Here is a 26,031-nt window from a genome sequence, read left to right on the forward strand (position 1 = left end):
AAGCTTGTGATGGAGGATGAAATGAGCTTGCAGATGAACAGAAGATTTTTCCTGGCGACCGCCACTGCTGCGCTCGCGGCCCCGGCAATCGTGCTTTCAAGCCGATCCGCCAGCGCTGCCGCCACGACCTTGACCCTTGGCCATGGCGCCGCGCCCGGCAATCCCAGAACCGTCGCTGCCGCTAAATTCGCGGAACTCGTCAAGCAGAAGACCGAAGGTCGTATCCAGATCAACGTCGCAGGCGCAGAGACGCTTGGCAGCGACTCCGCGATGCTCACCAGTCTCAGGACAGGCGCGCTGGATTTCACTGCCAACAGCCAGGGCGCAACTTCGGCGATCGTTCCGGAACTCAGCGCGCTCGGTCTGCCGTTCCTGTTCGAAAACACCGACAAGGCCGTCGCTGTCCTGAACGGTCCGGTGGGCGCCGAGCTCAACCGCCGCTTCGAAGCGGTCGGAGTCGTACCGCTCGACTGGTGGGACAACGGCATCCGGCACCTGACGAACTCGAAGCGGAAGGTGACTTCGCCTGCTGAGCTGGCGGGCATGAAAATCAGGACGCCGGCCGATCCGATGACCATCGACATCTTCCAGGCATTGGGAGCAGGCACCGAACAAATCGCCTTCGGCGAGCTCTACATCGCCCTCCAGCAGGGCGTTGTCGACGGGCAGGAGAATCCGCTCGCCAATATCGAAAGCTCGAAACTCCACGAGGTCAACAAATACATCAGCCTGACCGCCCACAAATGGGAATCCACACCGTTCCTGATGTCGAAGATCGCACAGGCCCGCTTGGGGTCTGATTTGGAGGCGGTCAAGGCCGCGGCGAAGGAGGCGGGTGCTCTGCAGCGGAAGCTCTCGAGCGAGAAGGCCGCTGAGGTGCTCGAGAACTTCAAGAAGAACTCCGCCGTCGAGGTCGTGGAAGTCGACCACGACGCTTTCGTCAAGGCGACCGCGTCCGTCGCGGACACCTGGAAGAAGAAGCCTTTCGGCGATTTTGTCACCCAGGTGGAAGCAGCTGCGAGGGGCTGAGGCTCCTCTCACGATCCGGAGGCCCCATGAGCAGGTTTTATTCAGCCGTCGATCTGGTCGCCGGTATCATCGTCTTATTCGCCCGTTTGGTGATCATCGTCAGCGGCATCGCGCTGACGGTGGTCACCACGGCCAACGTCGTGGCTCGATACGTTTCGGCGAGCGGGGGACTGTCGTTCGCCCAGGAGCTGCCGATGCTGATGTTTCCATGGTTCATCATCGCTGGAATCATCATTGCGGCCCATGCGGGCGGGCATATGGCCGTCGAATGGCTCTACGAAAAGCTCGACGGCCGTGCTCGGACGTCCGCCCTGATCGTCGCGAACGCGATCAGCGTCGTCGCATTTCTGGTGCTGGCATACCAGGCGACCATGGTGGCCGAGATCGCCGGGGCTGAGCGCAGCCCCGTTCTGCAGCTTCCGAACAGCATCGGCTACTACTCGCTGTCGATCGGCGCGGTGCTGGTGTCCATCGTCACCATCGCCGCGACCGTCCGCGTTCTCCGCCTCGGCTGGGATCACCGCCTCGAGATCAAGCCCGAGGAGATCGCGCTATGACACTCGTCATGATCATTTCCTTTTGCATCCTCATGGTCCTCGCCGTTCCCGTCGGCTATGGGCTGATCATTGCAGCGGGGCTTGGAGTCCTGTTCAACGGTTACGTTCCGCTCTCGGTGGTCGCCCAGCAGGTCTACGACCAGACCCAGTCCTTCCCGATGCTGGCGCTTCCGTTCTTCATGCTTGCAGGCACGCTGATGCTTGGCGGCGAGTTGGGACGTCAGCTCCTTGAACTCGCCTCGCGCGCCATGCAGCGGTGGCGAGGCGGACCGCTCTCGACCACCGTCGTATCCTCGGTCGTCTTTGGCGGCGTATCCGGTTCGGCCGTGGCGAATGCGAGTGCGCTCGGCTCCGTCCTCATCCCCTGGCAGAAGAAGCACGGGTTTCCGCCGGCGCTCTGCGCCGCCAACAACGCGACCTCCGCTGTCATCGACGTCCTCATCCCGCCTTCGATTCCGATGATCCTTTACGCTCTGATCAGCGGCGTCAGCGTTGGCGACCTGTTCATCTCCGGCATCGTTCCGGGGCTGATCATGGCGGCGAGCTTCGTGTTCGTCTGCTGGTACGTGTCAGTAAGGCGGGGGTATGCCATTGAGGCCGTGAAGGTCCGCAAGCGCGAGCTGGCGCGGCTGGCAGTGCAAAGTTTCCCGGCAATCCTGCTGCCAATCCTGATCATCGTCTTTCTGCGTTCCGGCCTGGCGACGCCGACAGAGGTCTCGGTCCTGTCGGTTGTCTACTCGCTGCTGCTCAGCATCCTCTTCTACCGTGACCTGACCTGGAAACGCTTCTGCGAGAACATGGTGGAGGCGGGCGTCGCGACGGGCGTCGTCATGCTCGTGATCATGGGCAGCGCGGCGGTCGGCTGGGTGCTGACATTTGATCAGGCTCCGCAGCACATGGCCGAATGGGTTTCGACGCACATCTCCAGTCCGATCGTCATCATTCTCATGATGAACCTGATCATGCTGGTGGTCGGCATGCCGCTCGATATGCCGCCGGCAATCCTCCTGCTCGGGCCGATCTTCGTTCCTCTGGCCGATTCCATCGGCCTCGACCGGGTCCAGCTTGGACTGATGATGGTGATCAACCTCGGGATCGGGCTCTACACGCCGCCGATCGGCACCACCCTGTTCATCTCGTCTTCAATCGCAAAGGCGCCACTTGGCACCACGACGAACGAGCTCTGGCCTTTTTTCGGCATGGCCATGTTGCTTCTCCTTGCGGTCAGCTTCGTGCCGGCGCTGACGATCTACTGAGGAGCGTCCGATGAGCGAAACGTCCAAGAACGTCATCACCGTCCGAGGACTTACAAAGTCCTACGGTGCGACCCCGGTCCTCAAAGGCGTCGACTTCTCCGTTGCGCGAGGGGAGGTTCATGCGCTGCTTGGCGGTAACGGCGCCGGCAAGTCGACGATGATCAAGATCATCACCGGCGCGGCCTCGCGCAACGATGGAGAGATCCGCTTCTTCGACAGCGAGGGCAGCGAACGGAGCGAGGCCGAGGGCAGGGCGAAGGTCGCGGTCGTGCACCAGGAACTTGCGCTCCTGCCGCATTTGACCGTCGCCGAAAACATTGCCCTGCCGCATCAAAGGAGAGGTGCGGGCTTGTTTCGGCGTGTGGCCGCAGCGAGACAGGCCTACGATGCGCTGAGAATGATCGACCAGGATTTCGCCGCCAGGTCCTTGCACAGGCTGGTGGGCAGCCTGAGCCTCCACGAAGCTCAGATGGTCGAAATCGCCAGGGCTCTTTCTTCGGGTGCGGAATTGATCCTCCTCGACGAGCCGACTGCCAATCTCACAGCTCTTGAGACGGAGAGGCTGTTTGAGGTCCTGAGGCGGCTCACCCGGGATACCGGTCTGTCGGTCGTGTTCGTCTCGCACCGGATGAAGGAGATCAGGCAGATCGCCAATGTCTGCACGATCATCCGCGACGGCCGGACGGTAGCCGATCGTCAGCCGATGGCAGAGCTGACAGACGCCGGCATCATCGAAAAGATGGGGCAGGTGGCAGCCTCTCATGCACCGGAACGGGCACCGCGGGCCGAATACGGGTCGGGCACCTTCGCTGCGACGGATACTATTACCATCGAGGAGGCAGGTTTCAGGCTGGAACTGTCGCCGGGCACCGTCCTCGGCGTGGCCGGCGCACCGGCTGGACCGGCAGCACTGATCGAAGCGCTGACAGGCGCCGCCCGCAAGAAGCGATGGACGGTTGCGCATGCGGGATGGCCGGACCAGCTCGGATCACCGCGCAAAGCCGCCCGCCTGGGAGCGGGATATGTGACCGGCGATCGCGCACACAAGGGAGTTCTCCACAGTCTTCCGATCATCGATAACGTGATGGCGTCCCGCCGAGTGACCAGAGGCGCGCTCCTCGCCGGCGGCTCTGAAGGGGGCGAATGCCTCGATCTGCTGAAGGCCTTGAAGGTGAAGGCCGCTTCCGTCTGGGATCTGCCGAGCACTCTGAGCGGTGGCACGCAGCAGAAGCTGCTGCTTGCCCGCTGGCTGGGCTTGCCCTCCCGACTGCTGGTGCTCGAGGAACCGACCAGAGGCGTGGATATCGGAACCAAGCGTGAGATCTATCAGCTCATCAGACAGATGGCCGCTTCAGGCACGATGATCGTCTGGTGGTCCACCGAAAATGTCGAACTGCTGGAAGTCTGCGACCGCGTCATCGCCTTCGACACCGAGGGACGGTGTGCCGGCGTGATGGACCGCGATGACTTCAGTGAAGAGAAACTTGTTACTTTGACTGGAATGGCCGCATGACTGGGACCCGGGCACACATCGCGCCGACCGAGGCGCCGGCAACACAAATCAGACAGAGGGAAAGCCTCTTTAGCGCCTACAGGACCGAGATTGCGATCGCTCTGGCCATCGTGCTGCTGGCCCTTGCGGTCGGCTCGCAGGTTCCTCAGGCACTCACCTGGGGCAACTTCGCCAATATCACCCAGGCCGGTGCGCCTCTTATCATCATGTCGCTGGGTGTCCTGCTTGTCGTCATCACCGGCGGTATCGACCTATCTGTCGGCTCGGTCTTCTCCTTGACCGGGATGGTGACGGCGCAGGCGATGGCAAATGGATTTGGCGGCATATCGGCAAGCCTGATCGGTCTCGGCGTCGGACTTGTTTTCGGATCGATCAACGGCTTCCTCGTCACGATCGCCGGTCTGGCGCCGTTCGTCGTAACCCTCATCACCTTTGCCGTTGCCGGCTCGCTCGCTTTCATCGTCACGAACGGGCGCTCGATGCCGATCGGCGATCCTGACTTCTGGCTCCTCAACAGCGGCAGCCTGATACCCGGCGTTCCGAATTACATCCTCTTCTGCGTGGTCCTCCTGATCGCAATCGAGCTCTTCCTGAAGAAGATGGTGGCTGGCCGCTGGTTCTATGCCGTCGGCAGCAGTTCGACGGCTGCCTATCTGCTTGGCATCCCGGTCAAGCGCACGAAATTCATGGCCTATGTCGCGTCCTCGCTGCTTGCATCGTTCTCCGGCCTCCTGACGATCTCCTACATTCTCAACGCAGAATCCACCGCGGGATCAAGCCTGATGCTCCAGGCCATCGCGGCGGTCGTGATCGGCGGTGCAAGCCTGCTCGGCGGAACGGGCACCGCGGTCGGCGCCGTGCTGGGGGCTCTGATGATCACGGTCATCCAGAACGGCGTCAATCTCATCGGCATCAACAGCTTCTGGCAGGGGTCGGTCACCGGCGTCGCCATTCTCATCGCGGTCCTTATCGACCGCTTCAGCAAGTCGCGGCGGGGGGCCGTTTGACATCAACCCGGCAAAGCCGGTCTTTGGAGGAGGAATGAAAATGAAAAGCACGAAACACGCAGTGAGGTTGTTTGCCGGCGTTGCAATGGTGGCCCTTTCACTTTCGGCTGCCGCCCATGCTGAGGAAAAGAAGACAGTGGCGTACCTGGCGCCGTCGCTTGACATCTCCTACTGGCAGTGGGTCGGCTACGGCGTGAAGGAGAAGGCCAAGGAACTCGGCATGGACTATGTCGAGTACACGTCGGAAAATTCGCCGGCCAAGCAGATGGACAATGCCCGCACTGCCGTGACCAAGGGCGTCGACGCGATCGTGATCGGCCCCGTGAGCTCGACGAGCACGCCGCCGCTTCTCGCATATCTGAAATCGCAGAACATCCCGATCGCCTTCGCCGGCATCGGCCCGCAGCCCGGCCAAACCGACTATACGTCGTCGGTTACGGCAAACAACTACGAGACCGGCAAGGCGCAGGGGGAATTCGTCTGCAAGCTTGCCAAGGACCGCGGCGGCAACCAGGTCGGCATGCTCTCATTGCCGCAGGACCGCGAGAACGCCCAGAAATATCTGAAGGGTGCAGAAGAGGCGTTCAAGGCGAGCGGCTGCGATCTGGCGCAGATGCTGGAGACCAGGGGCCTTACCGTCAACGAGGCGGTCACGCAGGCCAATGACATGCTCACCGCCCATCCTGACATCAAGGCCATTTACGGCATGTATGATGAGGCCGGGACAGGTGCCGCGAAAGTGCTGCAGACCCGCGGCCTTACCGGCAAGGTCGGCATTGCGGTTGCAGACGGTAGCCCGACGACGATCTCGTTGCTGAAGTCGAACGCCATCCAGGGCATCTTCTTCCAGGAGGCGGTCGGACAAGGAATCGACGGGACGCAGCAGGTGTTCAACGCAATCTCGGGTGCGCCGGTCAAGAAAGACCTCGCTCTCGTCATGCCGCTGGTGACGGCCGATAAGGTTGACTCGCCGGAAGCGAAGGCCGTCATCGCACGGGTGTTCCCGCCCACCAACTAAGGTGATGCGGACGCCGGCTGTTCTGGCCGGCGTCCTTTTCAGCGTTCTCTTGAAGGGCAGCAGGCATGAAAGACCTCCCGATCATCGATCCGCATTTTCATCTGTGGGATCTCGACAACAACTACTATCCGTGGCTGTCGGACGGCGTGAAACCGTCTGCCTTCGGCGACTATACCGCCATTAACAAGACTTACCTCATCGACGACTTTCTGGCGGACGCCAAAAATCAGAACCTCGTAAAGGCAGTCCATCTCGACGTCGGATACGATCCGAAGGATCCGGCTGGTGAGACGCGGTGGCTGCAGGGCGTGGCTGACAGACACGGTTTTCCTCACGGCATCGTCGGATATGCCGACCTCCGCAAGCCGGATGTCGCCGATCTGCTCGACGAGCACATGTCGTACGCGAACTTCCGCGGCATTCGGCAGTCGATGAACTACCACCAGGATCCTGCCAAGACCTACCTGACCGAACCTGGCATTAGCCGCACGCCGGAGTGGCGCAGAGGTTTCGAGGAACTTGCCCGACGGGATCTCAGTTTCGACCTCCAGCTCTACTATTGGCAAATGGAAGAATTTCTCGATCTTGCCCGCGATTTTCCCGATGTACAGATCATACTGAACCACACGGGCATGCAGGTTGACGGCCCAAGCCATTTCGAGGGGTGGCGAAGTGGGATGCGCATGCTTGCGCAGGCGCCCAATGTCGCGTGTAAAATCTCAGGTCTCGGAATGGGCGATTGGACCTGGACGGTCGAAAGCATCAGGCCCTATGTCGACGAGGCGATCGCAGCGTTCGGCATCGAGAGGTGCATGTTCGCCTCGAACTTCCCGGTCGACAAGCTGTTCGGCAGCTACGACAAGATCATGGACGGCTTCAAGTCCATCACCGCCAGCTATTCTCCAAACGAGCGCCTCGCACTGTTTCACGACAACGCCGCGCGCTTCTATCGGCTATAGCGCTGTTTCGGGGCCGGCGTACATGTCGGCCACTCACCACCTGATCCGGTTGCATCGGAGATGCGGACCAGGACGTCCGCACGCCACTGACACTGAATAGCGGGTCACCGGTTCTGGAACGGCGAGAGCTTTCCGGGCCAGGGTCCGGTTTGTGGCTAGGGGGTTCACCTCTTAGGCTAAAAGGATCGCATAATGGATCGACCGGAACACACAAGCCGAAGTGGGAGGGCGGAAAGCAGTCCTTAGGAGCGGCTTCGTTCACCTTGCGTGGCTGCCGGAATCTGCTGCGGTGGGTGCTCGCGATGCTTCACTGGGCGACGCCCCGCAGCATCGGCGCACTCAGCTTATTGATCTGGATGCTCGGATACACTCTTTCTTCCAACAATTGAAGGGATCGAACAGTGACGCTGATCGGGGTAAATCCGCTGTCCAAGTTGACCTCCGATATCGGTTCCGCAGCAGAAAACCTGAACAACGTTATGTGAGCTATCTGGGGCGGTTTCGGATGGCGATTTTCGAAGCAGATGGCATTTGAAATGGCTGAACGCAGTTGACGCAGTTCTGGCGGCTCGGGCGCCTTTATGAAAACAGCGGCCTCCGAAGTAGCGATTTCGCTGAATTCGAGCTCAATTGGCGGCGTCTTCGCGACAAGCTTATCGACGATCTCGGTCCAGTGATCCCCTTTCAAGCTCCAAACCGCGGAGTTTGGAATTGTAGAGTGGGCCACCGCGTCGATCAAAGTTACGACCGTCATGTGCAGGCTTGTGATAGGAAGGCGCAAAAGCGGGGCAGTACTCTGCTGCTCGATGCGGTCCTGCAAGTCATTGAGCTTTGACAGCAATTTGGCGTCGGGAAAGTATTGCAAATGAAAAGCGCAGCATTCTCTCAGCCATAGCGCATCGATCTTCGTTTGAAGCAAAACGCGGCCCCTCCTTCTAGTGCAAACCCGGCCACAGGCCCTCTCAAGCCGCGTGCTTCTCCATCCGACGCAGTAGGCCTCGCAATTCGGGCTCATTGACGAGAGACGCAGCTTCAGCGGGCCGCATCCAGACGATCGTGCGCTCCCCGCATTCCGGGAAACGCTTCTTGGTGTCACGCGCCTTGAGCAAATGAACCTCAACAAAAGCGGGTACCTGCAGCCCATCCGGAAGCGATTTGATGTAGACGAAGTGACCAAAGATGCGCTTCTTGGCCCGTCCTTTCACACCGGCTTCTTCCCATGCTTCTCTTTCGGCCACTTCATGAGGAGCTAACCCCTCGATTGGCCATCCTTTGGGTATCGTCCAGCGCCCAGTCTCACGGGTCGTGACCAGGAGAACTTCGACGCCGTCGTCGGCGATTGCGCGAAAACACAAGGCGCCGTACTGCTGCGCAGACCCACCATCGAGGATGGTCTTGGCGTGGGCAGCCAGCCGACTCAATTGCGTTTTGACCTTTTTCATGTCGCGAAGTTGGGGCGTCATACGATTCCTGACAAGCTGGAGCGGAACGCAATTCACGTCGGAAACAGTAGTTCGACGACCGTTCCCTTACTCGGCGTCGAGGCAATGCGTGCGTCGCCGCCGCTCTGTCGGACGAAGCCATAAACCATGGCGAGGCCAAGACCTGCGCCACCTTCCGCATCGCGGGTTGTGTAATAGGGCTCGAAAGCCTTGTCGACGGCCTCAGGGGTCATGCCGATGCCGTCGTCCATCACGCTGACGATCACACCTGCTTCGCTGCGGGAGCAGCGGATGAGGATCGTTCCGCCCTCCGGCATGGCTGCGGAGGCGTTGAGGCAGAGATTGAGGATCGATTGTTCGAAGAGCGCCGTGTCGATGAGGACGGTGGGCAGGCCGTCGGATATCTCGAAAGCAAGCCGGCATTTTTCGCCGATGGCAATTTCCAGCACGTCGCCCATGCCGCGCAGCACCGAGCCGAGTTCTACCTCGCCAGGGTGGATCGGTTGCTGGCTGCCGATGGAAAGCATACTGCCGGCCAGCGACCTGCCGCGGTCGGCAGCCTTGCGGATGCGGGCGAGGTGTCGCTTCTGCCGGTCATTGAAGCCGGTCTCCCGCTCAAGCAGGCCGAGGCTGCCGGTGATGATGCCGATCATGTTGCCGACCTCGTGGCTCACCTGATGGGTCATGCGCATGATACCGTCGAGGCGTTGGATCTTTGCTGCCTCCGCCTCCTGCCGGTCCATATCGGTGATATCGCGCGCCAGCAGCACGATGCCTCCGTCGGGTTGGCGCGATAGCGACACTTCCGTTACCCGCCCGACGTCGGAGCGGTGGCGCAGCACCGACCGGTCGGTGAGCAGGCCTGCGTCGTCCTCGGCAGGCAGGAGTGCCGGATCGATTTCTGGCAGCGGCGTCACGAAGCTTCGAATCGGTAATTTCCTGGCCGAACCAGACCACCCGACCAGCTCGATGACACGGCGGTTCATGGTGATCGGCCGGCCGCGCGCATCGAACAGCGCGATGCCCTCGTTCATGCTGCGGAAGGTTGAGCGGATGGTGCGCGCGGCCGCCTCCGCCGTGCGCCGCAGCCGCGTCACGCGCTCGACGCTCTCGCGGAACGCGCGGAAGGCCTCGAGCAGGCGCACCAGCTCGGTTTCTGTCCCGTCATAACGCGGCGCATCGACATCCTTGCGCCCTTCTGCCAATGCGTTCATGCCGTTCGAAAGGGCGACGATGCCGCGTGAGACGCGCATGACGGAGCGGATCGAGACCACGGCCATTGCCAGCACCAGCAGCGAGGCGACCGCGACGATGACCAGGATGCGGCTCAAGGCGTCGGAGGTCGAGACGAGGTCGTCGCTGAGGCTGCGGGCAACGGCCTCGCTCTGGGTTTCCGTCGCATGCGACAGATCGCGCGAGACCGTATGCAGGCGCGAGACGGCGGTGCGGATGGCAAACATTTCGAGGAGATAGCGTGTCTGTGCCTCGAACACCCGTTCGTAAGGCGCAAGCTCGGCGACGGCAATCCGGATGTCCGGCGCGGCGGGTTCGAGGCGCGGGGCGGTTTCGAAGACGTAGCGCCGGCGCAATTCGCCGAGCTGGAAGAGGCTGTCCGAATTGGAGGCGGATTGCACGACGGCGTTCAGCCGACCGCGGAAGTCGACATCCGCAATGCCGCTGCCGGTTGCGATCTCGCCGAGCGCTGCCGCAGCCTCCGCCTTATGCTGCTGGGCGGATTCCGCATCGCCTGCAAGCGCCGTCGTCTGCGTGCGGATCGTTTCCAGCAGCTCGACGATACGGCTGCTCGCAAAACCCTTTGCGGCAGCCCCGTCGTTTTCAGGTTGCATGGCGCGCAGCAACGTATCGACCTGCACGACGACGGATCGGCTTTCGCTGGAAACCCGGTAGGGCGAGGTCGCGTTCATCAAGAAGGGTGCGCTGGAGACGAGATCGGAAACCTGCCGCGACACCAGCGAGGCCTTGGCAAGACTCGAAAACGCCTGCAGGCCATAGGCGGCCATCTCCTGACGAGCCCGCTGCAGGCCGTAGACGGCGATGGTCGCCAGGCTGAAGACAAGCACGCAGATGAAGGCGATGGCAAAGGGCAGGCGAAAGGCGATGGAGGAGAGGAAGGGACGGCTGATCACGGTGCAATCTCGCCGTCATCGGTGTCGAGAACATAGCCCTTGCCGCGGCGCGTTTTGATATGGCGGGGCAGGTCCGGATTGCGCTCGATCTTGCGACGCAGACGCAGCACGAGCACGTCGACATTGCGGTCGATGTAGCGCTCGCTTTCGGCGCCCAGCCGGTCGAGGATCTGTGCGCGGCTGACGGGTGCGTTCGGCGTTTCGGCGAGGATTTCGAGCAGCGCGAATTCGGCGCTCGTGAGCGACTTGGCAGGATCGGTGCGGCAGATGGCGCGGCGGCCCTTAAGATCGACCGACCAGTCGCCGAGCTTCAGGGATGTGGGCTCGTGCTCCCGTTCGCTTTCCCGCTCCGGCTTCAGCGAGGGGATGGTCCGGCGCAGCACGGCCTTGATGCGCGCCGTCAATTCGATGGGCTCGAAGGGCTTTACGACATAGTCGTCGGCCGCCGTTTCGAGGCCGAGCACCCGGTCCGCGGCGCTGCCGGCAGCCGTCACCATGACGATGCCGATATTGGTCTGCGCCCGCAGGCGCTGCGCGAAGGTGCGGCCTGAGGTGCCGGGCAGGTTATGGTCGACGAGCACGAGATGCACCGTTTCGCGCGAAAGCACGATCGCCGCTTCCTCCGCCGACGGCGCGGTAAGCGGCGTCCAGCCCTCCGCCTCCACGAGGTCGGAGATAAGCTCCGCCATGTCCGGATCGTCCTCGACGATCAGAATGCTGATTCTATCATTCAACACATGCACGTCCTCCCGCATCCATTATATGCAGGGCTGTCACGATCTTCAAAGCGGGCTCGTATTATGCGCTTTGTCACATTTGTAACCTTTGTCATTTTTGAGGGGTACGTCGCGGACAAAGCTGTAAGAACCGTAACCATTCTTCCATTGCGCAAGGCAGCAGATGTGACATCCTTATTGCGGAGATTGGAACGCAAGGTCCAATGGGAGGAAATCGTGAGAGGCATCACCGCTTTCAGCGCGGTCGCGGCTTTGTGGCTGGCGAGCACCGGCACCGGCATGGCTGCCCCGTCGCTCACCGTTTTGTGCGGTGTGGACGAGATGTGGTGCGCCGCGATGAAGACGGCCTATGAGGCAAAGAGCGGGCACGAAATTTCGGTAACCCGCAAGAGCACCGGCGATATCCTCAATCAGATCCGCGCGGAGAAAGCAGCGCCGACCGTCGATGTCTGGTGGGGCGGCACGGGCGACACCCATCTGCAGGCTGGTTCTGAAAATCTTCTCGAACCCTACCAGCCGGCCCACGAGCGCGACATGCTGCCCTGGGCGCAGAATTTCTTCGCCATGTCCGGCGGCCGCTCGGCCGGCATCTATGCCGGGGCGCTCGGGTTTGCCTACAATGCCGATCTCTTACGCCAGCTGAAGCTGCCGGCGCCGACATGCTGGAAGGACCTGACCGATACCGCCTATCGCGGCCGCATCCAGAGCGGCAATCCGAATTCGTCCGGCACCGCCTTCACCACGCTTGCGACGCTGGTCCAGCTCTTCGGCGAGGACGAGGCCTTCCGTTATCTCGCCGCGCTCAACCGCAATATCGAGCGTTACACCCCCTCCGGATCCGCGCCTATCAAGGCGGCGGCGCGCGGAGAAACGCTCATCGGCATTTCCTTCATGCATGATGCCGTCACGCAGAAGCAGGCGGGCTTTCCGCTTGTGATCGTCGCACCCTGCGAAGGCACCGGCTACGAGATCGGTGCCGTGAGCATCGTCAAAGGTGCGAAGAACATCGAGGAAGCAAAGCGGTTCGTCGATTTCGCCCTGAGCCCGGAAGGGCAGGGGACCGGAGCGGCGTCCGGCCAGAACCAGGTGCCATCAAACGCGAAATCCAGCCTGCCGCTCGCAGCACCTGACATTTCGATGATCAAGATGGTGGACTATGACTTCGACACCTTCGGCTCGCCGGAAGAACGAAGTCGACTGCTCCGCAGGTTCGATGCGGAAATCGCCGCGACGAACTGATCGAGCCCTTTAGACAAACAGCAATCCGAAATCGTGAACGCGCCGCCGCGAGCAGGCCGAAGGCCTCGCTGTGTCTCGTTCATGGGAAAAATCTAACCCAGGCAACAGGAGGATACCCGCATGAAAATCAGTACCCTTTCCCTCATGCTCTTCGCCGGCACGGCGCTCGGGGCACTACCGGCGCAGGCGGCTGGCGAACTCAACCTCATCTGCTCGGCCGACGTCGTCATCTGCGAGCAGATGAAGGGCGATTTCGAGAAGGCGCATGCGGACATCAAGGTGAACATGGTTCGCCTCTCGTCCGGCGAGACCTATGCCAAGGTGCGCGCCGAGGCCCGCAACCCGAAGACTGACATCTGGTGGGCCGGCACGGGCGACCCGCATCTTCAGGCGGCGGCGGAAAATCTGACGCTGGAATATAAGTCGCCGAAGCTCGATGAACTCAACGACTGGGCGAAGAAGCAGGCTGAAAGCTCCGGCTACAAGACGGTCGGCGTCTACGCCGGCGCGCTCGGCTGGGGCTACAATACGGAAATCTTCAAGTCCAAGGGCTATAAGGAGCCTGTCTGCTGGGCCGACCTTCTGGCACCGGAATTGAAGGGCGAAATCCAGATCGCCAATCCGAATTCTTCCGGCACCGCCTACACGGCGCTCGCCTCGCTGGTGCAGATCATGGGCGAGGATCAAGCCTTCGACTACCTGAAGAAGCTGAACGGCAACGTCTCGCAATATACCAAGTCGGGCTCGGCGCCCGTCAAGGCGGCTGCTCGCGGCGAGACGGCGCTCGGTATTGTCTTCGTGCATGACGCGGTGACGCAGACGGCGGAAGGTTTTCCGGTCAAGTCGATCACGCCTTGCGAAGGCACCGGCTATGAGATCGGCTCCATGTCCATCATCAAAGGTGCGCGCAACCTCGACAATGCGAAGATCTGGTACGACTGGGCGCTGACGGCAGAGGTCCAGTCCCGCATGAAGGATGCCAAATCCTTCCAGCTGCCTTCCAACAAGAGTGCGACCATCCCGAAGGAGGCGCCGCGCTTCGAGGACATCAAGCTGATCGACTACGACTTCAAGACCTATGGCGACCCGGCAAAGCGCAAGGAACTGCTGGAGCGCTGGGATCGCGAAATCGGCGCCGCCGCCAATTGATGTCCTGACAGGCGGCGCCTGCCTCCACAGGCGCCGCCTTCCTACACTCAAAAACAGCGAGGTCAGCCATGAGACATGGCAATCGCAGGCTGGACGTGGTCCTGCTCCTGGGCGTGGTCGCATTGACCCTGTTGCCCTGGTATCGGATCGAGAACGGCTTTTTCGGGCTCGGTTGGCTGCCCGGTTTTCCCCCTTCCACGGAGGCCGCCCCCGGTCTCGTACAGATATTCGCGCATGGTCGGCTATGGCTTGCCGCTGCGCTCGTGCTCCTTCTCCTGGCAGTTGCGGCTCGCGGCATGGCGGACCCGATGCGCCGCGGCGCCGCGCTCGCCTGGATCGGCGCGATCGGCGTTCTCTTCCTCTCGCTCCAGGGCCTGGCCATCGGCTTTTCCGGCTGGAACTGGACGGTGAGCGAAACGCTCTTCGGCCCGCTCTCGAACGGCCAGCCCGCCATGGGGGCGGGTGCGGTCCTCTCTTCCATCACCTTCGTGCTGCTCTTCGCCTTCGGCCTTGCCGAGCGCGGCGCGATGAAGGGCGATGCCTTCGTCGTCAGCGCAATCGCCCTGCTGGTCTTCCTCGTCGCCGTCTTCGTCTTCTACCCGATCGGCAGCATGTTCGTCGGTTCAGTGCAGGATTTCGACGGCTCGTTCAATGCGGATAACTTCGGCCGCAACATCCAGGATCCGAGCATCTGGAGCCTCAACTGTGTAATCGGCGCCGGCCGCTGCGGCGTCGCCTGGCGCACGCTGTGGCTGGCTATCATGACCGGCCTCGGCTCGACCCTGCTCGGGCTTGCCTTCGCACTCGTGGCTACCCGCACGCGCTTTCCCTTCAAGAAGGGCCTGCGGCTGCTGACGATCCTGCCGATCATCACGCCGCCCTTCGTGATCGGTCTGGCGCTGACGCTGCTCTTCGGCCGCGCCGGTGTCGTCACGCAGGGGCTGTCGCAACTGTTCGGCTTAGAGCCCGGCCGTTGGCTCTACGGCCTGACCGGCATCTGGATCGCGCAGGTCCTGTCCTTCACGCCAATCTCCTTCCTCGTGCTGATCGGAGTCGTCGAAGGCGTCAGCCCGTCGATGGAGGAGGCCTCCACGACGCTGCGCGCCGACCGTTGGCGTACCTTCCGGCGAGTGTCGCTGCCGCTGATGAAGCCGGGTCTCGCCAACGCCTTCCTCATCGGCTTCATCGAAAGCATGGCCGATTTCGGCAATCCGCTGGTTCTCGGCGGCAGCCATGGCGTGCTCTCGACGGAAATCTTCTTCGCCGTCGTCGGTTCGCAGAATGATCCCTCGCGGGCCGCCGTGCTCGCCATGGTGCTGCTCGCCTTCACGCTCTCCGCCTTCCTTGCCCAGCGCGTCTGGCTGTCGGGCAAGAACTTTGCCACCGTCACCGGCAAGGGCGATAGCGGGTCGCATATCGCCCTACCGCGCGGGCTGTCGATCGGCGTCCACGCCGTCGTCGTTCCCTGGATCCTCTTCACGCTCGTCATCTACGGCATGATCCTGATCGGCGGCTTCGTGAAGACCTGGGGCCTCGACAATTCGCTGACGCTCGACCACTACGCCAAGGCCTTCTCGATCAGCTTCGAAAACGGCATCGCCTGGACGGGTGTCGCCTGGAACTCGTTCTGGACGACGATGGAGATCGCGCTGGTCTCCGCCCCGCTGACCGCCGCCGTCGGTCTGCTGACAGCCTATATCATCGTGCGTCAAAAGTTTGCTGGTAAAAATGCCTTCGAATTCGCCCTGATGATGAGTTTTGCCATTCCCGGCACGGTCATCGGCGTCAGCTACATCATGGCCTTCAACCTGCCTCCGCTCGAAATGACTGGCTCGGCGCTGATCCTGATCGCCTGCTTCGTCTTCCGCAACATGCCGGTCGGCGTGCGCGGCGGCATCGCGGCGATGAGTCAGCTCGACAAGAGCCTGGATGAGGCCTCGCTGACACTCCGGGCCAACAGCTTCCGCACGATCCGCAAAGTCATCCTGCCGCTCCTGCGTCCTGCCATCACTGCCGCGCTCGTCTATTCCTTCGTACGTGCCATCACCTCCATCAGCGCCGTCATCTTCCTCGTCAGCGCCGAGTACAACATGGCGACCTCGTACATCGTCGGCCTCGTCGAGAATGGCGAATACGGCGTGGCGATTGCCTATTCCTCCATGCTGATCGTCGTGATGATCACCGTCATCGCCGGCTTCCAGCTCATCGTGGGCGAACGGCGCCTGCGCCGTGAAAACCGCGTCGCCGGCCTCGCCACCTCCGCTTCCTCTCGTCAGGAGAAAATCGCATGATCAATCAGAAAGCCGGTTCCGTCGTCTTCCAGAACGTGCGCAAGACGTTCGGCGCCTTCACCGCCATTGCCGACCTGTCGCTCACCATCGAGCCCGGCACGCTCGTCACCTTGCTTGGCCCCTCCGGTTGCGGCAAGACGACGACGCTGCGCATGCTTGCCGGCCTCGAACATCCTTCAGCCGGAAAAATCCTCATCGGTGGGAGGGACGTCACCATGCTGCCCGCCAATGAGCGCGATGTCTCGATGGTCTTCCAGTCCTATGCGCTGTTTCCGCATATGAATGCCCGCGACAACGTCGCCTATGGTCTGGAATCCTCCGGCCTCAGTCGGAAGGAAGCACGGGAGAAGGCGGAGGAGGGAATGGCGCTGGTCGGCCTTGCCGGCATGGGCGGCCGCCTTCCCGCCGAACTCTCAGGCGGTCAGCAGCAGCGCGTTGCTGTTGCCCGCGCACTGGTGCTGGAGCCGCAGGTACTGCTGCTCGATGAGCCGCTCTCCAACCTCGATGCGCGCTTGCGCCGGAAGGTGCGTACCGATATCCGCGAGCTTCAGCAGCGTCTCGGCTTCACCGCGGTTTATGTCACGCACGATCAGGATGAGGCTCTGGCGGTGTCCGATCGCATCATAGTCATGAAGGATGGCGAGATCGCCCAGTCCGGGACGCCGCGCGAGCTTTACGAAGCGCCAGCCTCCTCCTTCATCGCCGACTTCATGGGAGAAGCCAATGTCATCCCCTGCGAGGTGATCCGCATTGAAGGTGCGGAGGCGCTTATCCGCGTGGCTGGTGTGGACCATCGCCTGCCGGGGCGCAGCGCAAAGCCCGGCATGGCGAAACTCGCGGTCAGGCCCGGATCGATCACCATAGCGGCGCCGGGCCAGCAGGGCCTGGCCGGACGCGTTCTCCACAGTGCATATCTCGGCGGACACGTCGAATATGAGATCGAGACCGACGTCGGGACGCTCTTCATCATCGACCATGCCGTCGAGAGAAATCTGCCGCCTACGAGCGATGTAACGCTCGGGTTTGAGAACCGCGGCATTGCGCTGATCAATGCCTGAAACATTTGAAATTCGAATAAAGGATCGCAGTATGATCGTACATGATGCAAACCTGGAGCAGCGTTTCGCTCTCGCAAAATCTCTCGCCGAGAAAGCGGGTACGCTTGCACTCGACTATTTCAACAAGCGGGACACTCTGGTGATCGAGACAAAACGCGACCTTCAGGATGTGGTGTCGATAGCAGATCGAGATGTCGAGACTTTCCTGCGGGAGCGGGTCGCTGCAGCATTTCCCGACGACGGCTTCCTCGGGGAGGAGTTTGGCCATGAAGTGGGAAGCTCGGGCTACACTTGGGTAGTCGATCCGATCGATGGGACCGCGCCCTTTGTTAACGGCATGCCGACGTGGTGCGTTTCGATCGCTGTCCTTCATGACGGCGTCCCAGTCATCGGCGTGATCCATGTCCCGTGCGCCAATGAGCTATATGCCGCTGCTCTGGGCCTCGGTGCAAGCTTGAACGGAGAGATGCTGTCACTTGATCCATCCCGAACAATTCAGAACGCGATGACGGGCATCGGCTGCAATACGCATGTGGCGCCGGAGCGTGTCGGCTCTATCATATCGGCCGTGCTCAAGAACGGCGGCACCTTTATCCGAAACGGCTCCGGCGCGCTTATGCTCGCCTATGTGGCGGCAGGCCGACTGGTCGGCTACTATGAACCTCATATGCGAGCCTGGGACTGCATGGCGGGTTACTGCCTGGTCAAAGAAGCCGGAGGTCAATATCTGTCTTTTTCGGCCGCGGGAGAAGATCTGCTGAAGGGGCAACCGGTCCTGGCGAGCAACGTTTCGGCCTATGCGGAATTGTTGGCGATCCACAATGCCAATGGCGGCAATGGGTCCGGATCGTGAGCGGGGTTAGGGACCGCCTGCTTCGCCTCCGGCCGGTCGCGCCGGGTGGTGCTCGGCGCCAGCATGATGGCGATCAACGGCAAGATCCAGCGGGAAGGCGAGGTGGTTCACCTGGTCGCCCAGCAGCTCTTCGACCTTTCGGCGGATTTGTCAGGGCTTGCCGGGCGTGACGGTACGTTTTATCCGCCAACCGGCCGCGGCGACGCGTTCGCCCATGGCTCTCCCGGAACTCCGGATGCGCGCGAAAAAGCGCCTCCGGGGATTCGGGCTCGGCATAGTGTCTGGCTCGGGATAAGTGCCTGACCTTCACATCGATACGTTGAAGGTGAATAGAAGGAATTTTCATTGATATTCAGTTTAGCGCAGCGACCTGGCCACGCGCGTCAGTCTCACACGATGCCCATCTTCGGGATGAAGCATCCATAAGGCCGAGGATCCGATGTCCTGACGATCGCTTCAATTCGGCATTGACGGTGGCGTCGATTCCCTTAAGCACGGGTGGGCCACCTATTCGATGAATAGCTGAATATCGTTTACCGAATGGTGTCGCGCGGCGTGCTGACAAGCACAGCGGCTGCATGATTGGCGGCGCGGAGCGCGTCCTCCATTCGGGTCCCCTTTGCGATTTCGGCGGCCAGTACGCCGGTGAATTCATCGCCGGCGCCATGCGTGCTGACCAGCTTTACCTTGACGGCTTCGATCGAAAATTCCTCGCCCGGCCTTCGCCGCCCGCTGTGACAATTGCGCCGGCGATGTCACGTGGTTTCATCAGTGATCGAAGAGGCTGTGGATCTGCGAAATCAGGCACGTGCGCCGGTGACGGCCTTCCACCGCGCCATGGCGCGGATTCGATGGATGTGGGTGGCGAGAGCTGAGCCTTTTTGAGGTGGTGCGACGAAGAGATTTCTGACTGCCGAAAAGATCGATACGAAGCGCTGCGCGCCGCCGGCCGATCGAAATCCCTGCATCGTCCTTTCTCGTTTTCGCAGCGGTAGGTGAGAGTTCTCCGCCCGGTTGTTGAGACCTTGTGAGATCGATGTTCGACATCTGGCATGACTTCCCGCTTTGCCGCTCCGTACAAGCGCAGTTTGTCGGTGACGATGCGCTTCGGCATGAGACCTTGCTTCCTTAGCAGCCTGATCAGCAATCGCTTGGCGGCCTTGGTATCGCGGCGGGTCTGGACGATCTCATCGAGAACATAGCCGGCCTGATCGACGGCGCGCCACAGCCAGTGCTTTCGTTCGGCGATGCAAATCACCACTTCGCCCAGATGCCAGATGTCTGCTCGCGAAGGCTTCTTGCGGCGCAGTTGCTTTGCATAGGTCGGACCGAAATTGCGGCCCCATCGGCGGATCGTTTCATACGACACAACAACCCCGCGCTCCAACAGCATCTCCTCAACCAGCCGCAGGCTCAAAGGGAACCGGAAATGAAGCCAGACCGCGCGGGCGATGATCTGCGGCGGAAAGCGGTGGTTCTTGTAGCTGATGGTACCTTCGCTCATCCCCGCCCAGTTGTCCGCCAACCGTTAAGCCACAGACAACGTGACATCGCCGTCGCGAGTTGTTCTGAGGCCCTCGACGACCGCGCTGTTCTTCCGCTTCGACAATGGCAAGATCCAGGAGATAGCACAGCATAGGATTATGGCCGTGCCTTCTCCGCCACGGCTCTTGCTCCTGTTAATTGCTCGTTTTAAAGGATAGTCTTTGGGTCATCGTTCGCTCTCCGGCGCTAAACGTACACAGATTTTTTGCGGCGCGAAAACTATCGACTCCGTTTTCCACAATCCTGTGATAACTACGCTGCTCTGAATACCAGCAAGACGCGTAGGCATCCAAAGGAATGGCAAAGAAGAAAGAACTGTTTGACCGGCAAGCTAGGTATCGAAAACCTCCGCTTGCACCAGCTGGCGCACCGAGGTCATGAAGCCCCCCTCGAAATCCTCCTTCGCAGCCACGGCGCAGCGGTGGTTCGATTCCCATCAAGGCGAAGACGATCCTATTGCCCCGATCTTGCCTTTTCGACGAGACCGGGGATTTGATTTCACAGGACGCTAACGTTCTCAGCCTTCTTTCCCGTCTTCCGGTCTTGGCCCAACTCGTAGCTGACCTTCTGCCATCCGCCAGGGAAGCGCCGAAGAGCATTTACCGTTGGACTGGCGCCCAGCAACGCGTGCTTGGTCCATAGCCATGCGGGAAGACGCAAACCGAGAGCATCGATTCAAGGATTTCACAGGGCCGGAAAACGTTGATTGTGAAGCGCCGGTCGTCGACCACCAAGGAATTCGCGATGTGAACTTTGGCTCGTGATGCCAAGAGGACCGTCCAGGAAAAGCGTGGTCGGTCTGTTCGGTTTACTGGGAGGAAAGCTGAGCCTCGATCGCGGCTTTGTCGAGCACCGACCATACCCGGACAATCTTGCCGCCCTTATATTGGTAAAAGACGTTTTCGCAGAACGACACGCGGTGGCCGTTGACTGGAAGGCCGAGAAACTCGCCGGTTGGGCTGATGTCAAATTCGAGGCGGCTCGCCACCGTATTGTCGTCGCAGACCAGGATGTCGATTTTGTAGTACAAGTCTGGGATCTCACGAGCCTCTTTCTCCCGCGCCTGTCGATACGCATCAAGTCCGACGATCTCCCCATTGTAGGCGACCTCGGTACTGACGTAGTTTGCCAGATTGTCCCAGTCCCGGGTGTTCAGGCAATCAATGTATTCTTGATACAACTCCGAAAGTGGGGAAGTCATCTCGTTCATCCTTGGGCTTCAGTTGATCTGCTCTTGGACCCTGAGGATAGCGCGCGCGAACTCCTCGGGTTGCTCCTGTGGCACGTTGTTTCCGGCGCCAACGACGCGATGCTCGTGGAACCCGACAAACATTTTTGCATGGTCCGACGTCCCTCCGGGCTTCAGGGGGTCGTTGGTACCGTCAATGGTTACAGCCGGCACGGTTATTTCGGGCTTTTGGGCTAGCAGGGCCTCGAACTCCTGCATTGCCATCTCACCTGCCTCGAGGCCGAAAGAATGCCGATAGCAGCTAATCACCACGTCCACGAAGTCAGGATTTTCGAACGCGTCCGCCGACTTGGTAAACGTCGCATCATCGAACTGCCAGCCCGGAGACCACTCGCTCCACAATATGCGGCAGAGATCCCGGCGGTGATGCGACAGGCAATCGCGTCCGCGCTCCGTCTGGACCAGGTGCTGATACCAGAAGACCTTTTCCAATGTTGGGGCCGCAGGGTGCCGTTGCCCCTTGACGTCGATGATGTCGTATGTGTCTCGGCGTCGTGTCTGACCCCACCATAGGCGCCGAACAATGACCCAGTCACGCCTAAAAAGTCCCAATTTGTTCAGCATGTTAACCTGCCCAGACCAGGGTCATTGTTCCGCGCAATTAATGAGCAAGTTCTCTTGCAGAGCTTTTCGGGAGCGGTAAAAGAAATATCATCTGCTGGAAGTGTTGAATATGGTATACAACTTAAACGGCTTGGAAATTATTTTCAGTAAAAGATCGACGGACCTTCTCCCTGTGATCAAACATGCTTTGTACAAATGACTGATATAACTTTTGACTCGGGAAACGTTTCCTTGGAGCTGGGCTTTCTAGAGCTCGATCCAAACGACCAACGCTCAACGCGTTGGAGCGTCCGGTTGGGTATAAAACATTCCACAGGATGTTTTTTCCTACCTCGCTACAGATGTTTGGTTCGATACAGAGATATGGGATCAATTTAGGGTCCGAAATATTGGTAAGTTGAGCTTTTAGCAAAGCCGGTGTAGCGGTCCCAACACCATGGTGTTCACATTCCGGACTAAAAAGATCGCATAAAGGATCGACCGGGAACTCACGATCTACTCGTGGTGATCAGGTGCAAGGCAGAATTGCCCCTTGTAACCGCTGCCGCTGAGAGCTTGCGATCGAATGTCGCCAACTGGCCACCACGCGCCTTGGCTAACGCAAGCAGGTAGGTGTCAGTTACCTGTCCCGATGTTAGGATTTTCGTGGGAGCGATATCACCTGACCCGACAAGGCTCACATCGTCCGGCCAAAAACTGTGACCGGGGAGCGACCGCAATTTGCGGACGATCTCCATCACAAGTGACGGTGAACCGGGAGAGTTGGGATATTTGGGGTTGCCGACGATCCGGATGACACCATTTTCAGTAATAGGGCAGGTAGCCCACGCGGTCTGAGCCATCGCCGCGAACCATTCGTGCGCATCATCATGAGCTACATGGCCCGGATCGATTAAGGCAATCAGCACATTGACGTCGAGCAGGAAAGTCACGGCAGTTCGTCACGCAAGGCGTTCACGATTTCGAGCGTCACTGGCGGCGCATCCGGCCGAGCTGACAGGAGAGGAATGCCATTGCGCTCGCTGCTGCTGGGCGGTCGGCGCAGAGAACGTCGCGCGAGTTCAGAAATGACCTCGCCGACGCTCCGGTGCTGCTGGGTTGCCATCGCTTTTGCGGCGATCAGGACATCGTCGTCGATTGCCAAGGTCGTTCTCACATCCGCCTCATCGCGCATCAAACATCACGCATCATATAAAGTAAGTTGTCGGCCTTCTCAAGGTGGATACCGAAAGCACGCACCATTGAGCCAATCTTCACGGTGAAAACGGCTGAATCACATTCTCAAATCTGTGCACGAACTACGCGTCTTCGAACCTGCTCAATGCGTCAGACGAAAGTAAAGCCCGCATCGTCGAGCATTCTTCCGACATGCAATGTCCATTGATCCGCTCCAGCAAATCCCCGGACTAAACAGCTAAGGGCGGAACAATGGCGGCCGCAGGAGCCTCAGCATAGCGGCGCCCGGGAGGCGGGACGACTGCTCTGGCCCGAGCGTTCCGCATTGAGTGATGCAGCCGGCAGAACGGCATTCTCGTGCAGCAGAAGATCAAAAGATAAGCGTTTTTGTTGTAAAACATACACACCACCAAACGAGCGTCATCAAGCAAATAACGATACTGTCGGTCGCTGAACCGGCCGGCATTGATGCGGTGGTACAAGGCTAGGCGCCGGCGTCAAATCGCAGAAGTTAAAAACGCCTGTAGCGACACTGCCGAGCATGAGCCTGACTTGGGCTATAGCTCGCAAGTCAGCCAGGGCTGACTGGCTCCGCCGCCGAGTTCATGGTTAACACCGTCACTAGCTCCGCCCCAGCCGGAATCGCCCATCGCGAGGAATACTCGCCTTCTCATTCACCCCAGCCAATACCTCGCCCCCGGGCCTTTGCGCCCTGCCACGTCGGCAGGGTTCGCCAAGTTACATCGGTCGATCGACAGGCAACCGCAACCGATGCATTCGCCAAGACCAGACCGCAGGCGCTGTAACTCGGCTATGCGTTGGTCGATGCGTTTTGCCCACACGCTCGACAACCGCGACCAATCCCGACGTGACGGTACGCGATCGGCCGGCAGCTTGGCGAGCTCGGCGCCGATCTCCTCAAGCGTCAACCCGATCCGCTGTGCAAAGACGATGAAAGCGATCCGACGCAATGCGGACCGGTGGTAGCGTCGATGTCCCGAGCCGGCGCGCTCGGATGCGATCAACCCACGCTCCTCGTAGAAGCGCAGAGCTGATGAGGCAACGCCGCTGCGTCGCGACACGTCGGTGATGGTCAGCATCGGATCCATGCATAAATAAAAGCACGAAGCTCTCTTGACTTCAAGTTCACTTGAACTTGTAGCAGTTAGGCGTACCCATTGAAGGAGCACCGCAATGCAGGCGAATATCGATCTTCAAGGACTTCGCGTAGGGATCACCGGCGGCACTTCCGGCCTCGGGCTGGCGCTTGTGCGGCAGCTTGCAGAGAAGGGTGCGAGCATCGCTTTCGTCGCCCGTACCGCCGCGAATGTCGAACGCGTCGCAGCCGAGACGGGCGCGCATGGCATTGTCGCCGACATCGGCAAGAAGGAAGATATCTATCCGATCGCGATGCAGGTCACTGCCAACCTTGGCGGGGTCGACGTCCTGATCAACAATGCATCGAGCCTCGGTCCTGTGCCTCTGGCGCTTCTTGCCGATACGGAGTGCGAGGAGCTGGAAGCGACGCTCGTGGTCAACGTTCTCGGCGTCTTCCGGCTGACGAAAGCCCTATTCGGTGCGCTTGCCACGTCGGCGCGCGAGGGCCGCGGCGGGCTCGTGATCAACATCTCCAGCGACGCGGCGGTCAACGCCTATCCCGGCTGGGGCGCATACGGCGCGAGCAAGGCAGCAGTTGCCCATCTGACCGCGATTTGGGACGAGGAGTCGAAAAGCGATGGGATAAGACTTCTTGTGCTCGACCCTGGGGATATGGACACCCCGCTGCACGCACTGGCGCTACCGGACGCCGATCGGTCGACCTTGAAAGATCCGGAACTGGCCGCTGCCGAGATCATCGAAAAGATGCTCGACGCGCTGCCGGGTCACGCTGCGCTTATCGCCGGAGCCCACGCGTGATCGCCGCTGATCGCCTCGATCGGACATCGGCCAGACTGCTCCTTGTTGAAGCGGACGGCACGATGCGCGACCTGCCGCGGGCTAACCTCGGGGCATTATTCGATCCTGGCGATCTGGTGGTCGCCAACGACGCTGCGACCTTGCCTGCCAGCCTGCACGGCACGCATCTCCAATGTGGAAAGACAATCGAGATCCGCTTAGCCGGCTGGCTGTCACCTTCCGCTCCAGTCCGCTTCCTTGCGATCGTCTTCGGCTCGGGCGATTACCGCACCCGCACGGAAGATCGGCTACCGCCGCCTGCGCTGTCATCAGGCGATCGTCTCCAGCTCGGCCCACTTCAAGCCGTCGTCAAGCGCATTCTCGACCATCCTCGCCTTCTTGAGCTTAGCTTCCAAGGCACCCGAGCAGCCATGTTTACAGGATTGGCGCAGCATGGAAGGCCGATTCAATACGCGCATGGTCCCGAGCCGCTGGCACTGTGGGATGTTTGGACGAGAATTGCCGCCCGGCCGGTCGCGTTCGAGGCGCCATCGGCTTCCTTCGCGCTCAACTGGCGCACACTGCACGCTTGGCGTCGGCGCGAGATCGGTTTTGCAACACTCACGCATGCCGCGGGCATTTCTTCCACCGGCGATCCTGCGCTCGACTCGCGCCTTCCCTTCGACGAGCCGTACCACATCCCTGAATGTACCGTGGCGCAGGTAGCCCGGGCGCAGCTCAGGGGCAGCCGCATCATCGCGATCGGCACGAGCGTCGTGCGCGCACTTGAAGCAGCCGCCAATCCCGATGGCAGCGTGCGTGCTGGCGATGGTATTGCAACAGGGCGTATCGCACAGGGCACTCCGCTCCGCGTCGTCGATGTGCTTCTGACAGGCGTCCACCAGCCCGGCGAAAGCCATTTCGAGCTGTTGCGCGCCTTTGCCGATGATGGCCTCCTCGCCAGTGCCTCCGCCGCTCTAACTGCATGCGGTTACCGTGCGCATGAATTCGGCGATTCAATGCTGCTCAACCGGCAACCGCTGCTTTATCGGCGCGAACCTGCCCCTCGTGCCACATGATCATCGATTCATACGCTGCAGATGGCAGATGGGCTTGGGGGCGCCGAATCGGCGAGCCCGTTCAAGGGCGTCAAACATGATCTTCTTGCCGATGCCCCGACCTTGGTGGCCTGGGGCTACGGCAATCGACTGGAGCAGGATATCGCGGCCAGTGGGTTCAAAACCGCCGAAACCACAGACCGATCCGTTCTCGGCTGCAATAAAGGATATCCGCCCGACCGCTTTGACGTTATGACCCCAAGGCAAATGTGAAAACAAGCTGTTGCA

26 protein-coding genes and 2 pseudogenes are annotated in these 26,031 nt (G+C 60.6%); 15 read left to right on the forward strand and 13 right to left on the reverse strand.

Annotation, left to right across the window (positions count from 1 at the left end; genetic code table 11):
• The first annotated feature begins 21 nt into the window (after positions 1–21).
• The 7 genes from GGI60_RS21785 (at position 22) to GGI60_RS21815 (ending at position 7,339) form a co-directional block, all read left to right on the forward strand.
• A complete protein-coding gene (locus tag GGI60_RS21785; RefSeq protein WP_183918281.1) occupies positions 22–1,029 on the forward strand; it encodes a TRAP transporter substrate-binding protein in 1,008 nt (335 codons plus the stop codon).
• A 26-nt stretch (positions 1,030–1,055) separates the two neighbouring features.
• Positions 1,056–1,586 carry a TRAP transporter small permease gene (locus tag GGI60_RS21790; protein WP_183918280.1) on the forward strand — a complete coding sequence of 177 codons (531 nt, stop codon included), beginning with the start codon at positions 1,056–1,058 and terminating at the stop codon, positions 1,584–1,586.
• Positions 1,583–2,842 carry a TRAP transporter large permease subunit gene (locus tag GGI60_RS21795; RefSeq protein ID WP_012490211.1) on the forward strand — a complete coding sequence of 420 codons (1,260 nt, stop codon included), beginning with the start codon at positions 1,583–1,585 and terminating at the stop codon, positions 2,840–2,842. The genes GGI60_RS21790 and GGI60_RS21795 overlap by 4 nt, the downstream gene beginning before the upstream one ends.
• A 10-nt stretch (positions 2,843–2,852) precedes the next feature.
• Positions 2,853–4,355, forward strand: a complete 1,503-nt coding sequence (locus GGI60_RS21800) for a sugar ABC transporter ATP-binding protein (RefSeq protein ID WP_183934852.1) — start codon at positions 2,853–2,855, stop codon at positions 4,353–4,355.
• Positions 4,352–5,362: an ABC transporter permease gene (locus tag GGI60_RS21805; protein ID WP_183918278.1), complete on the forward strand. Its 1,011-nt coding sequence runs from the start codon at positions 4,352–4,354 to the stop codon at positions 5,360–5,362. Before GGI60_RS21800 ends, GGI60_RS21805 begins: the two co-directional genes overlap by 4 nt.
• A gap of 40 nt (positions 5,363–5,402) precedes the next feature.
• Entirely contained in the window at positions 5,403–6,380 is a 978-nt protein-coding gene (locus tag GGI60_RS21810; RefSeq protein WP_183918276.1) for a substrate-binding domain-containing protein, read from the forward strand.
• A gap of 65 nt (positions 6,381–6,445) precedes the next feature.
• On the forward strand, positions 6,446–7,339 hold the full coding sequence (locus GGI60_RS21815; protein ID WP_183918275.1) for an amidohydrolase family protein: 894 nt from the start codon (positions 6,446–6,448) through the stop codon (positions 7,337–7,339).
• Positions 7,340–7,646: 307 nt separating this feature from the next.
• Here GGI60_RS21815 and GGI60_RS21820 read toward each other — a convergent pair whose 3' ends face one another.
• From GGI60_RS21820 to GGI60_RS21835, 4 genes are read right to left on the reverse strand one after another with little or no spacing between them, the layout of a single operon-like run.
• Complete coding sequence (locus GGI60_RS21820) at positions 7,647–8,258, reverse strand: 2'-5' RNA ligase family protein (protein ID WP_183918273.1); 612 nt, start codon at positions 8,256–8,258, stop codon at positions 7,647–7,649.
• 43 nt (positions 8,259–8,301) lie between these two features.
• On the reverse strand, positions 8,302–8,802 hold the full coding sequence (locus GGI60_RS21825) for an NUDIX hydrolase (RefSeq protein WP_246720449.1): 501 nt from the start codon (positions 8,800–8,802) through the stop codon (positions 8,302–8,304).
• 32 nt (positions 8,803–8,834) lie between these two features.
• Entirely contained in the window at positions 8,835–10,928 is a 2,094-nt protein-coding gene (locus GGI60_RS21830; RefSeq protein ID WP_183918271.1) for an ATP-binding protein, read from the reverse strand.
• Positions 10,925–11,665: a response regulator gene (locus GGI60_RS21835; RefSeq protein ID WP_183918269.1), complete on the reverse strand. Its 741-nt coding sequence runs from the start codon at positions 11,663–11,665 to the stop codon at positions 10,925–10,927. The genes GGI60_RS21830 and GGI60_RS21835 overlap by 4 nt, the downstream gene beginning before the upstream one ends.
• Before the next feature lie 216 nt (positions 11,666–11,881).
• Between GGI60_RS21835 and GGI60_RS21840 the strand changes: the two genes are divergently transcribed.
• The 6 genes and pseudogenes from GGI60_RS21840 to GGI60_RS21865 all read left to right on the forward strand — a co-directional run.
• Complete coding sequence (locus tag GGI60_RS21840) at positions 11,882–12,904, forward strand: ABC transporter substrate-binding protein (protein ID WP_183918267.1); 1,023 nt, start codon at positions 11,882–11,884, stop codon at positions 12,902–12,904.
• Positions 12,905–13,024: 120 nt separating this feature from the next.
• Positions 13,025–14,053: an ABC transporter substrate-binding protein gene (locus GGI60_RS21845; RefSeq protein WP_183918265.1), complete on the forward strand. Its 1,029-nt coding sequence runs from the start codon at positions 13,025–13,027 to the stop codon at positions 14,051–14,053.
• Positions 14,054–14,121: 68 nt separating this feature from the next.
• Positions 14,122–16,344 (forward strand): ABC transporter permease, encoded by a 2,223-nt coding sequence (locus GGI60_RS21850; protein WP_183918263.1) that lies wholly within the window; start codon positions 14,122–14,124, stop codon positions 16,342–16,344.
• Positions 16,341–17,402 carry an ABC transporter ATP-binding protein gene (locus GGI60_RS21855; RefSeq protein ID WP_183918261.1) on the forward strand — a complete coding sequence of 354 codons (1,062 nt, stop codon included), beginning with the start codon at positions 16,341–16,343 and terminating at the stop codon, positions 17,400–17,402. Before GGI60_RS21850 ends, GGI60_RS21855 begins: the two co-directional genes overlap by 4 nt.
• A 31-nt stretch (positions 17,403–17,433) precedes the next feature.
• Entirely contained in the window at positions 17,434–18,255 is an 822-nt protein-coding gene (locus GGI60_RS21860) for an inositol monophosphatase family protein (RefSeq protein ID WP_183918554.1), read from the forward strand.
• 33 nt (positions 18,256–18,288) lie between these two features.
• Positions 18,289–18,604, forward strand: a pseudogene (locus tag GGI60_RS21865) (hypothetical protein); the annotation flags it as partial.
• Between the two features lie 184 nt (positions 18,605–18,788).
• Here the strand turns inward: GGI60_RS21865 and GGI60_RS21870 are convergent.
• The 8 genes and pseudogenes from GGI60_RS21870 to soxR form a co-directional block, all read right to left on the reverse strand.
• A complete protein-coding gene (locus tag GGI60_RS21870) occupies positions 18,789–18,956 on the reverse strand; it encodes a PfkB family carbohydrate kinase (protein ID WP_183918553.1) in 168 nt (55 codons plus the stop codon).
• Positions 18,938–19,759 carry an IS6 family transposase gene (locus GGI60_RS32645; protein WP_312862812.1) on the reverse strand — a complete coding sequence of 274 codons (822 nt, stop codon included), beginning with the start codon at positions 19,757–19,759 and terminating at the stop codon, positions 18,938–18,940. Before GGI60_RS32645 ends, GGI60_RS21870 begins: the two co-directional genes overlap by 19 nt.
• Positions 19,760–20,298: 539 nt before the next feature.
• Positions 20,299–20,393 (reverse strand): annotated as a pseudogene (locus GGI60_RS32135) (cold-shock protein); the annotation flags it as partial.
• Positions 20,394–20,608: 215 nt separating this feature from the next.
• Positions 20,609–21,001 (reverse strand): ester cyclase, encoded by a 393-nt coding sequence (locus GGI60_RS21880; protein WP_210314618.1) that lies wholly within the window; start codon positions 20,999–21,001, stop codon positions 20,609–20,611.
• 18 nt (positions 21,002–21,019) lie between these two features.
• Entirely contained in the window at positions 21,020–21,613 is a 594-nt protein-coding gene (locus GGI60_RS21885; RefSeq protein WP_183918257.1) for an alpha/beta fold hydrolase, read from the reverse strand.
• Between the two features lie 488 nt (positions 21,614–22,101).
• Positions 22,102–22,545, reverse strand: coding sequence for a TA system VapC family ribonuclease toxin (locus GGI60_RS21890; protein ID WP_183918255.1), 444 nt, complete (start codon positions 22,543–22,545; stop codon positions 22,102–22,104).
• Positions 22,542–22,769: a CopG family transcriptional regulator gene (locus tag GGI60_RS21895; protein WP_183918552.1), complete on the reverse strand. Its 228-nt coding sequence runs from the start codon at positions 22,767–22,769 to the stop codon at positions 22,542–22,544. Before GGI60_RS21895 ends, GGI60_RS21890 begins: the two co-directional genes overlap by 4 nt.
• A gap of 694 nt (positions 22,770–23,463) precedes the next feature.
• Positions 23,464–23,898, reverse strand: a complete 435-nt coding sequence (soxR, locus tag GGI60_RS21900; RefSeq protein WP_183918253.1) for a redox-sensitive transcriptional activator SoxR — start codon at positions 23,896–23,898, stop codon at positions 23,464–23,466.
• An 85-nt stretch (positions 23,899–23,983) separates the two neighbouring features.
• Here soxR and GGI60_RS21905 point away from each other — a divergent pair, with 85 nt between their 5' ends.
• Complete coding sequence (locus GGI60_RS21905; RefSeq protein WP_183918251.1) at positions 23,984–24,706, forward strand: SDR family NAD(P)-dependent oxidoreductase; 723 nt, start codon at positions 23,984–23,986, stop codon at positions 24,704–24,706.
• On the forward strand, positions 24,703–25,764 hold the full coding sequence (locus tag GGI60_RS21910; RefSeq protein ID WP_183918249.1) for an S-adenosylmethionine:tRNA ribosyltransferase-isomerase: 1,062 nt from the start codon (positions 24,703–24,705) through the stop codon (positions 25,762–25,764). Before GGI60_RS21905 ends, GGI60_RS21910 begins: the two co-directional genes overlap by 4 nt.
• Here the strand turns inward: GGI60_RS21910 and GGI60_RS32800 are convergent, their stop codons facing one another.
• Complete coding sequence (locus GGI60_RS32800; protein WP_183918247.1) at positions 25,765–26,022, reverse strand: GNAT family N-acetyltransferase; 258 nt, start codon at positions 26,020–26,022, stop codon at positions 25,765–25,767.
• Positions 26,023–26,031 lie beyond the last annotated feature (9 nt).

The sequence above is a fragment of the Rhizobium lentis genome (assembly GCF_014200175.1).
GTDB lineage: Bacteria > Pseudomonadota > Alphaproteobacteria > Rhizobiales > Rhizobiaceae > Rhizobium > Rhizobium mulingense.

Coding starts and splice junctions, on each gene's coding strand:
- GGI60_RS21785 (WP_183918281.1), top strand. CDS start 22: ATGAGCTTGCAGATGAACAGAAGATTTTTCCTGGCGACCGCCACTGCT.
- GGI60_RS21790 (WP_183918280.1), top strand. CDS start 1,056: ATGAGCAGGTTTTATTCAGCCGTCGATCTGGTCGCCGGTATCATCGTC.
- GGI60_RS21795 (WP_012490211.1), top strand. CDS start 1,583: ATGACACTCGTCATGATCATTTCCTTTTGCATCCTCATGGTCCTCGCC.
- GGI60_RS21800 (WP_183934852.1), top strand. CDS start 2,853: ATGAGCGAAACGTCCAAGAACGTCATCACCGTCCGAGGACTTACAAAG.
- GGI60_RS21805 (WP_183918278.1), top strand. CDS start 4,352: ATGACTGGGACCCGGGCACACATCGCGCCGACCGAGGCGCCGGCAACA.
- GGI60_RS21810 (WP_183918276.1), top strand. CDS start 5,403: ATGAAAAGCACGAAACACGCAGTGAGGTTGTTTGCCGGCGTTGCAATG.
- GGI60_RS21815 (WP_183918275.1), top strand. CDS start 6,446: ATGAAAGACCTCCCGATCATCGATCCGCATTTTCATCTGTGGGATCTC.
- GGI60_RS21825 (WP_246720449.1), bottom strand. CDS start 8,802: ATGACGCCCCAACTTCGCGACATGAAAAAGGTCAAAACGCAATTGAGT.
- GGI60_RS21845 (WP_183918265.1), top strand. CDS start 13,025: ATGAAAATCAGTACCCTTTCCCTCATGCTCTTCGCCGGCACGGCGCTC.
- GGI60_RS21850 (WP_183918263.1), top strand. CDS start 14,122: ATGAGACATGGCAATCGCAGGCTGGACGTGGTCCTGCTCCTGGGCGTG.
- GGI60_RS21855 (WP_183918261.1), top strand. CDS start 16,341: ATGATCAATCAGAAAGCCGGTTCCGTCGTCTTCCAGAACGTGCGCAAG.
- GGI60_RS21860 (WP_183918554.1), top strand. CDS start 17,434: ATGATCGTACATGATGCAAACCTGGAGCAGCGTTTCGCTCTCGCAAAA.
- GGI60_RS32645 (WP_312862812.1), bottom strand. CDS start 19,759: ATGAGCGAAGGTACCATCAGCTACAAGAACCACCGCTTTCCGCCGCAG.
- GGI60_RS21880 (WP_210314618.1), bottom strand. CDS start 21,001: ATGACTTCCCCACTTTCGGAGTTGTATCAAGAATACATTGATTGCCTG.
- GGI60_RS21885 (WP_183918257.1), bottom strand. CDS start 21,613: ATGCTGAACAAATTGGGACTTTTTAGGCGTGACTGGGTCATTGTTCGG.
- soxR (WP_183918253.1), bottom strand. CDS start 23,898: ATGGATCCGATGCTGACCATCACCGACGTGTCGCGACGCAGCGGCGTT.
- GGI60_RS21905 (WP_183918251.1), top strand. CDS start 23,984: ATGCAGGCGAATATCGATCTTCAAGGACTTCGCGTAGGGATCACCGGC.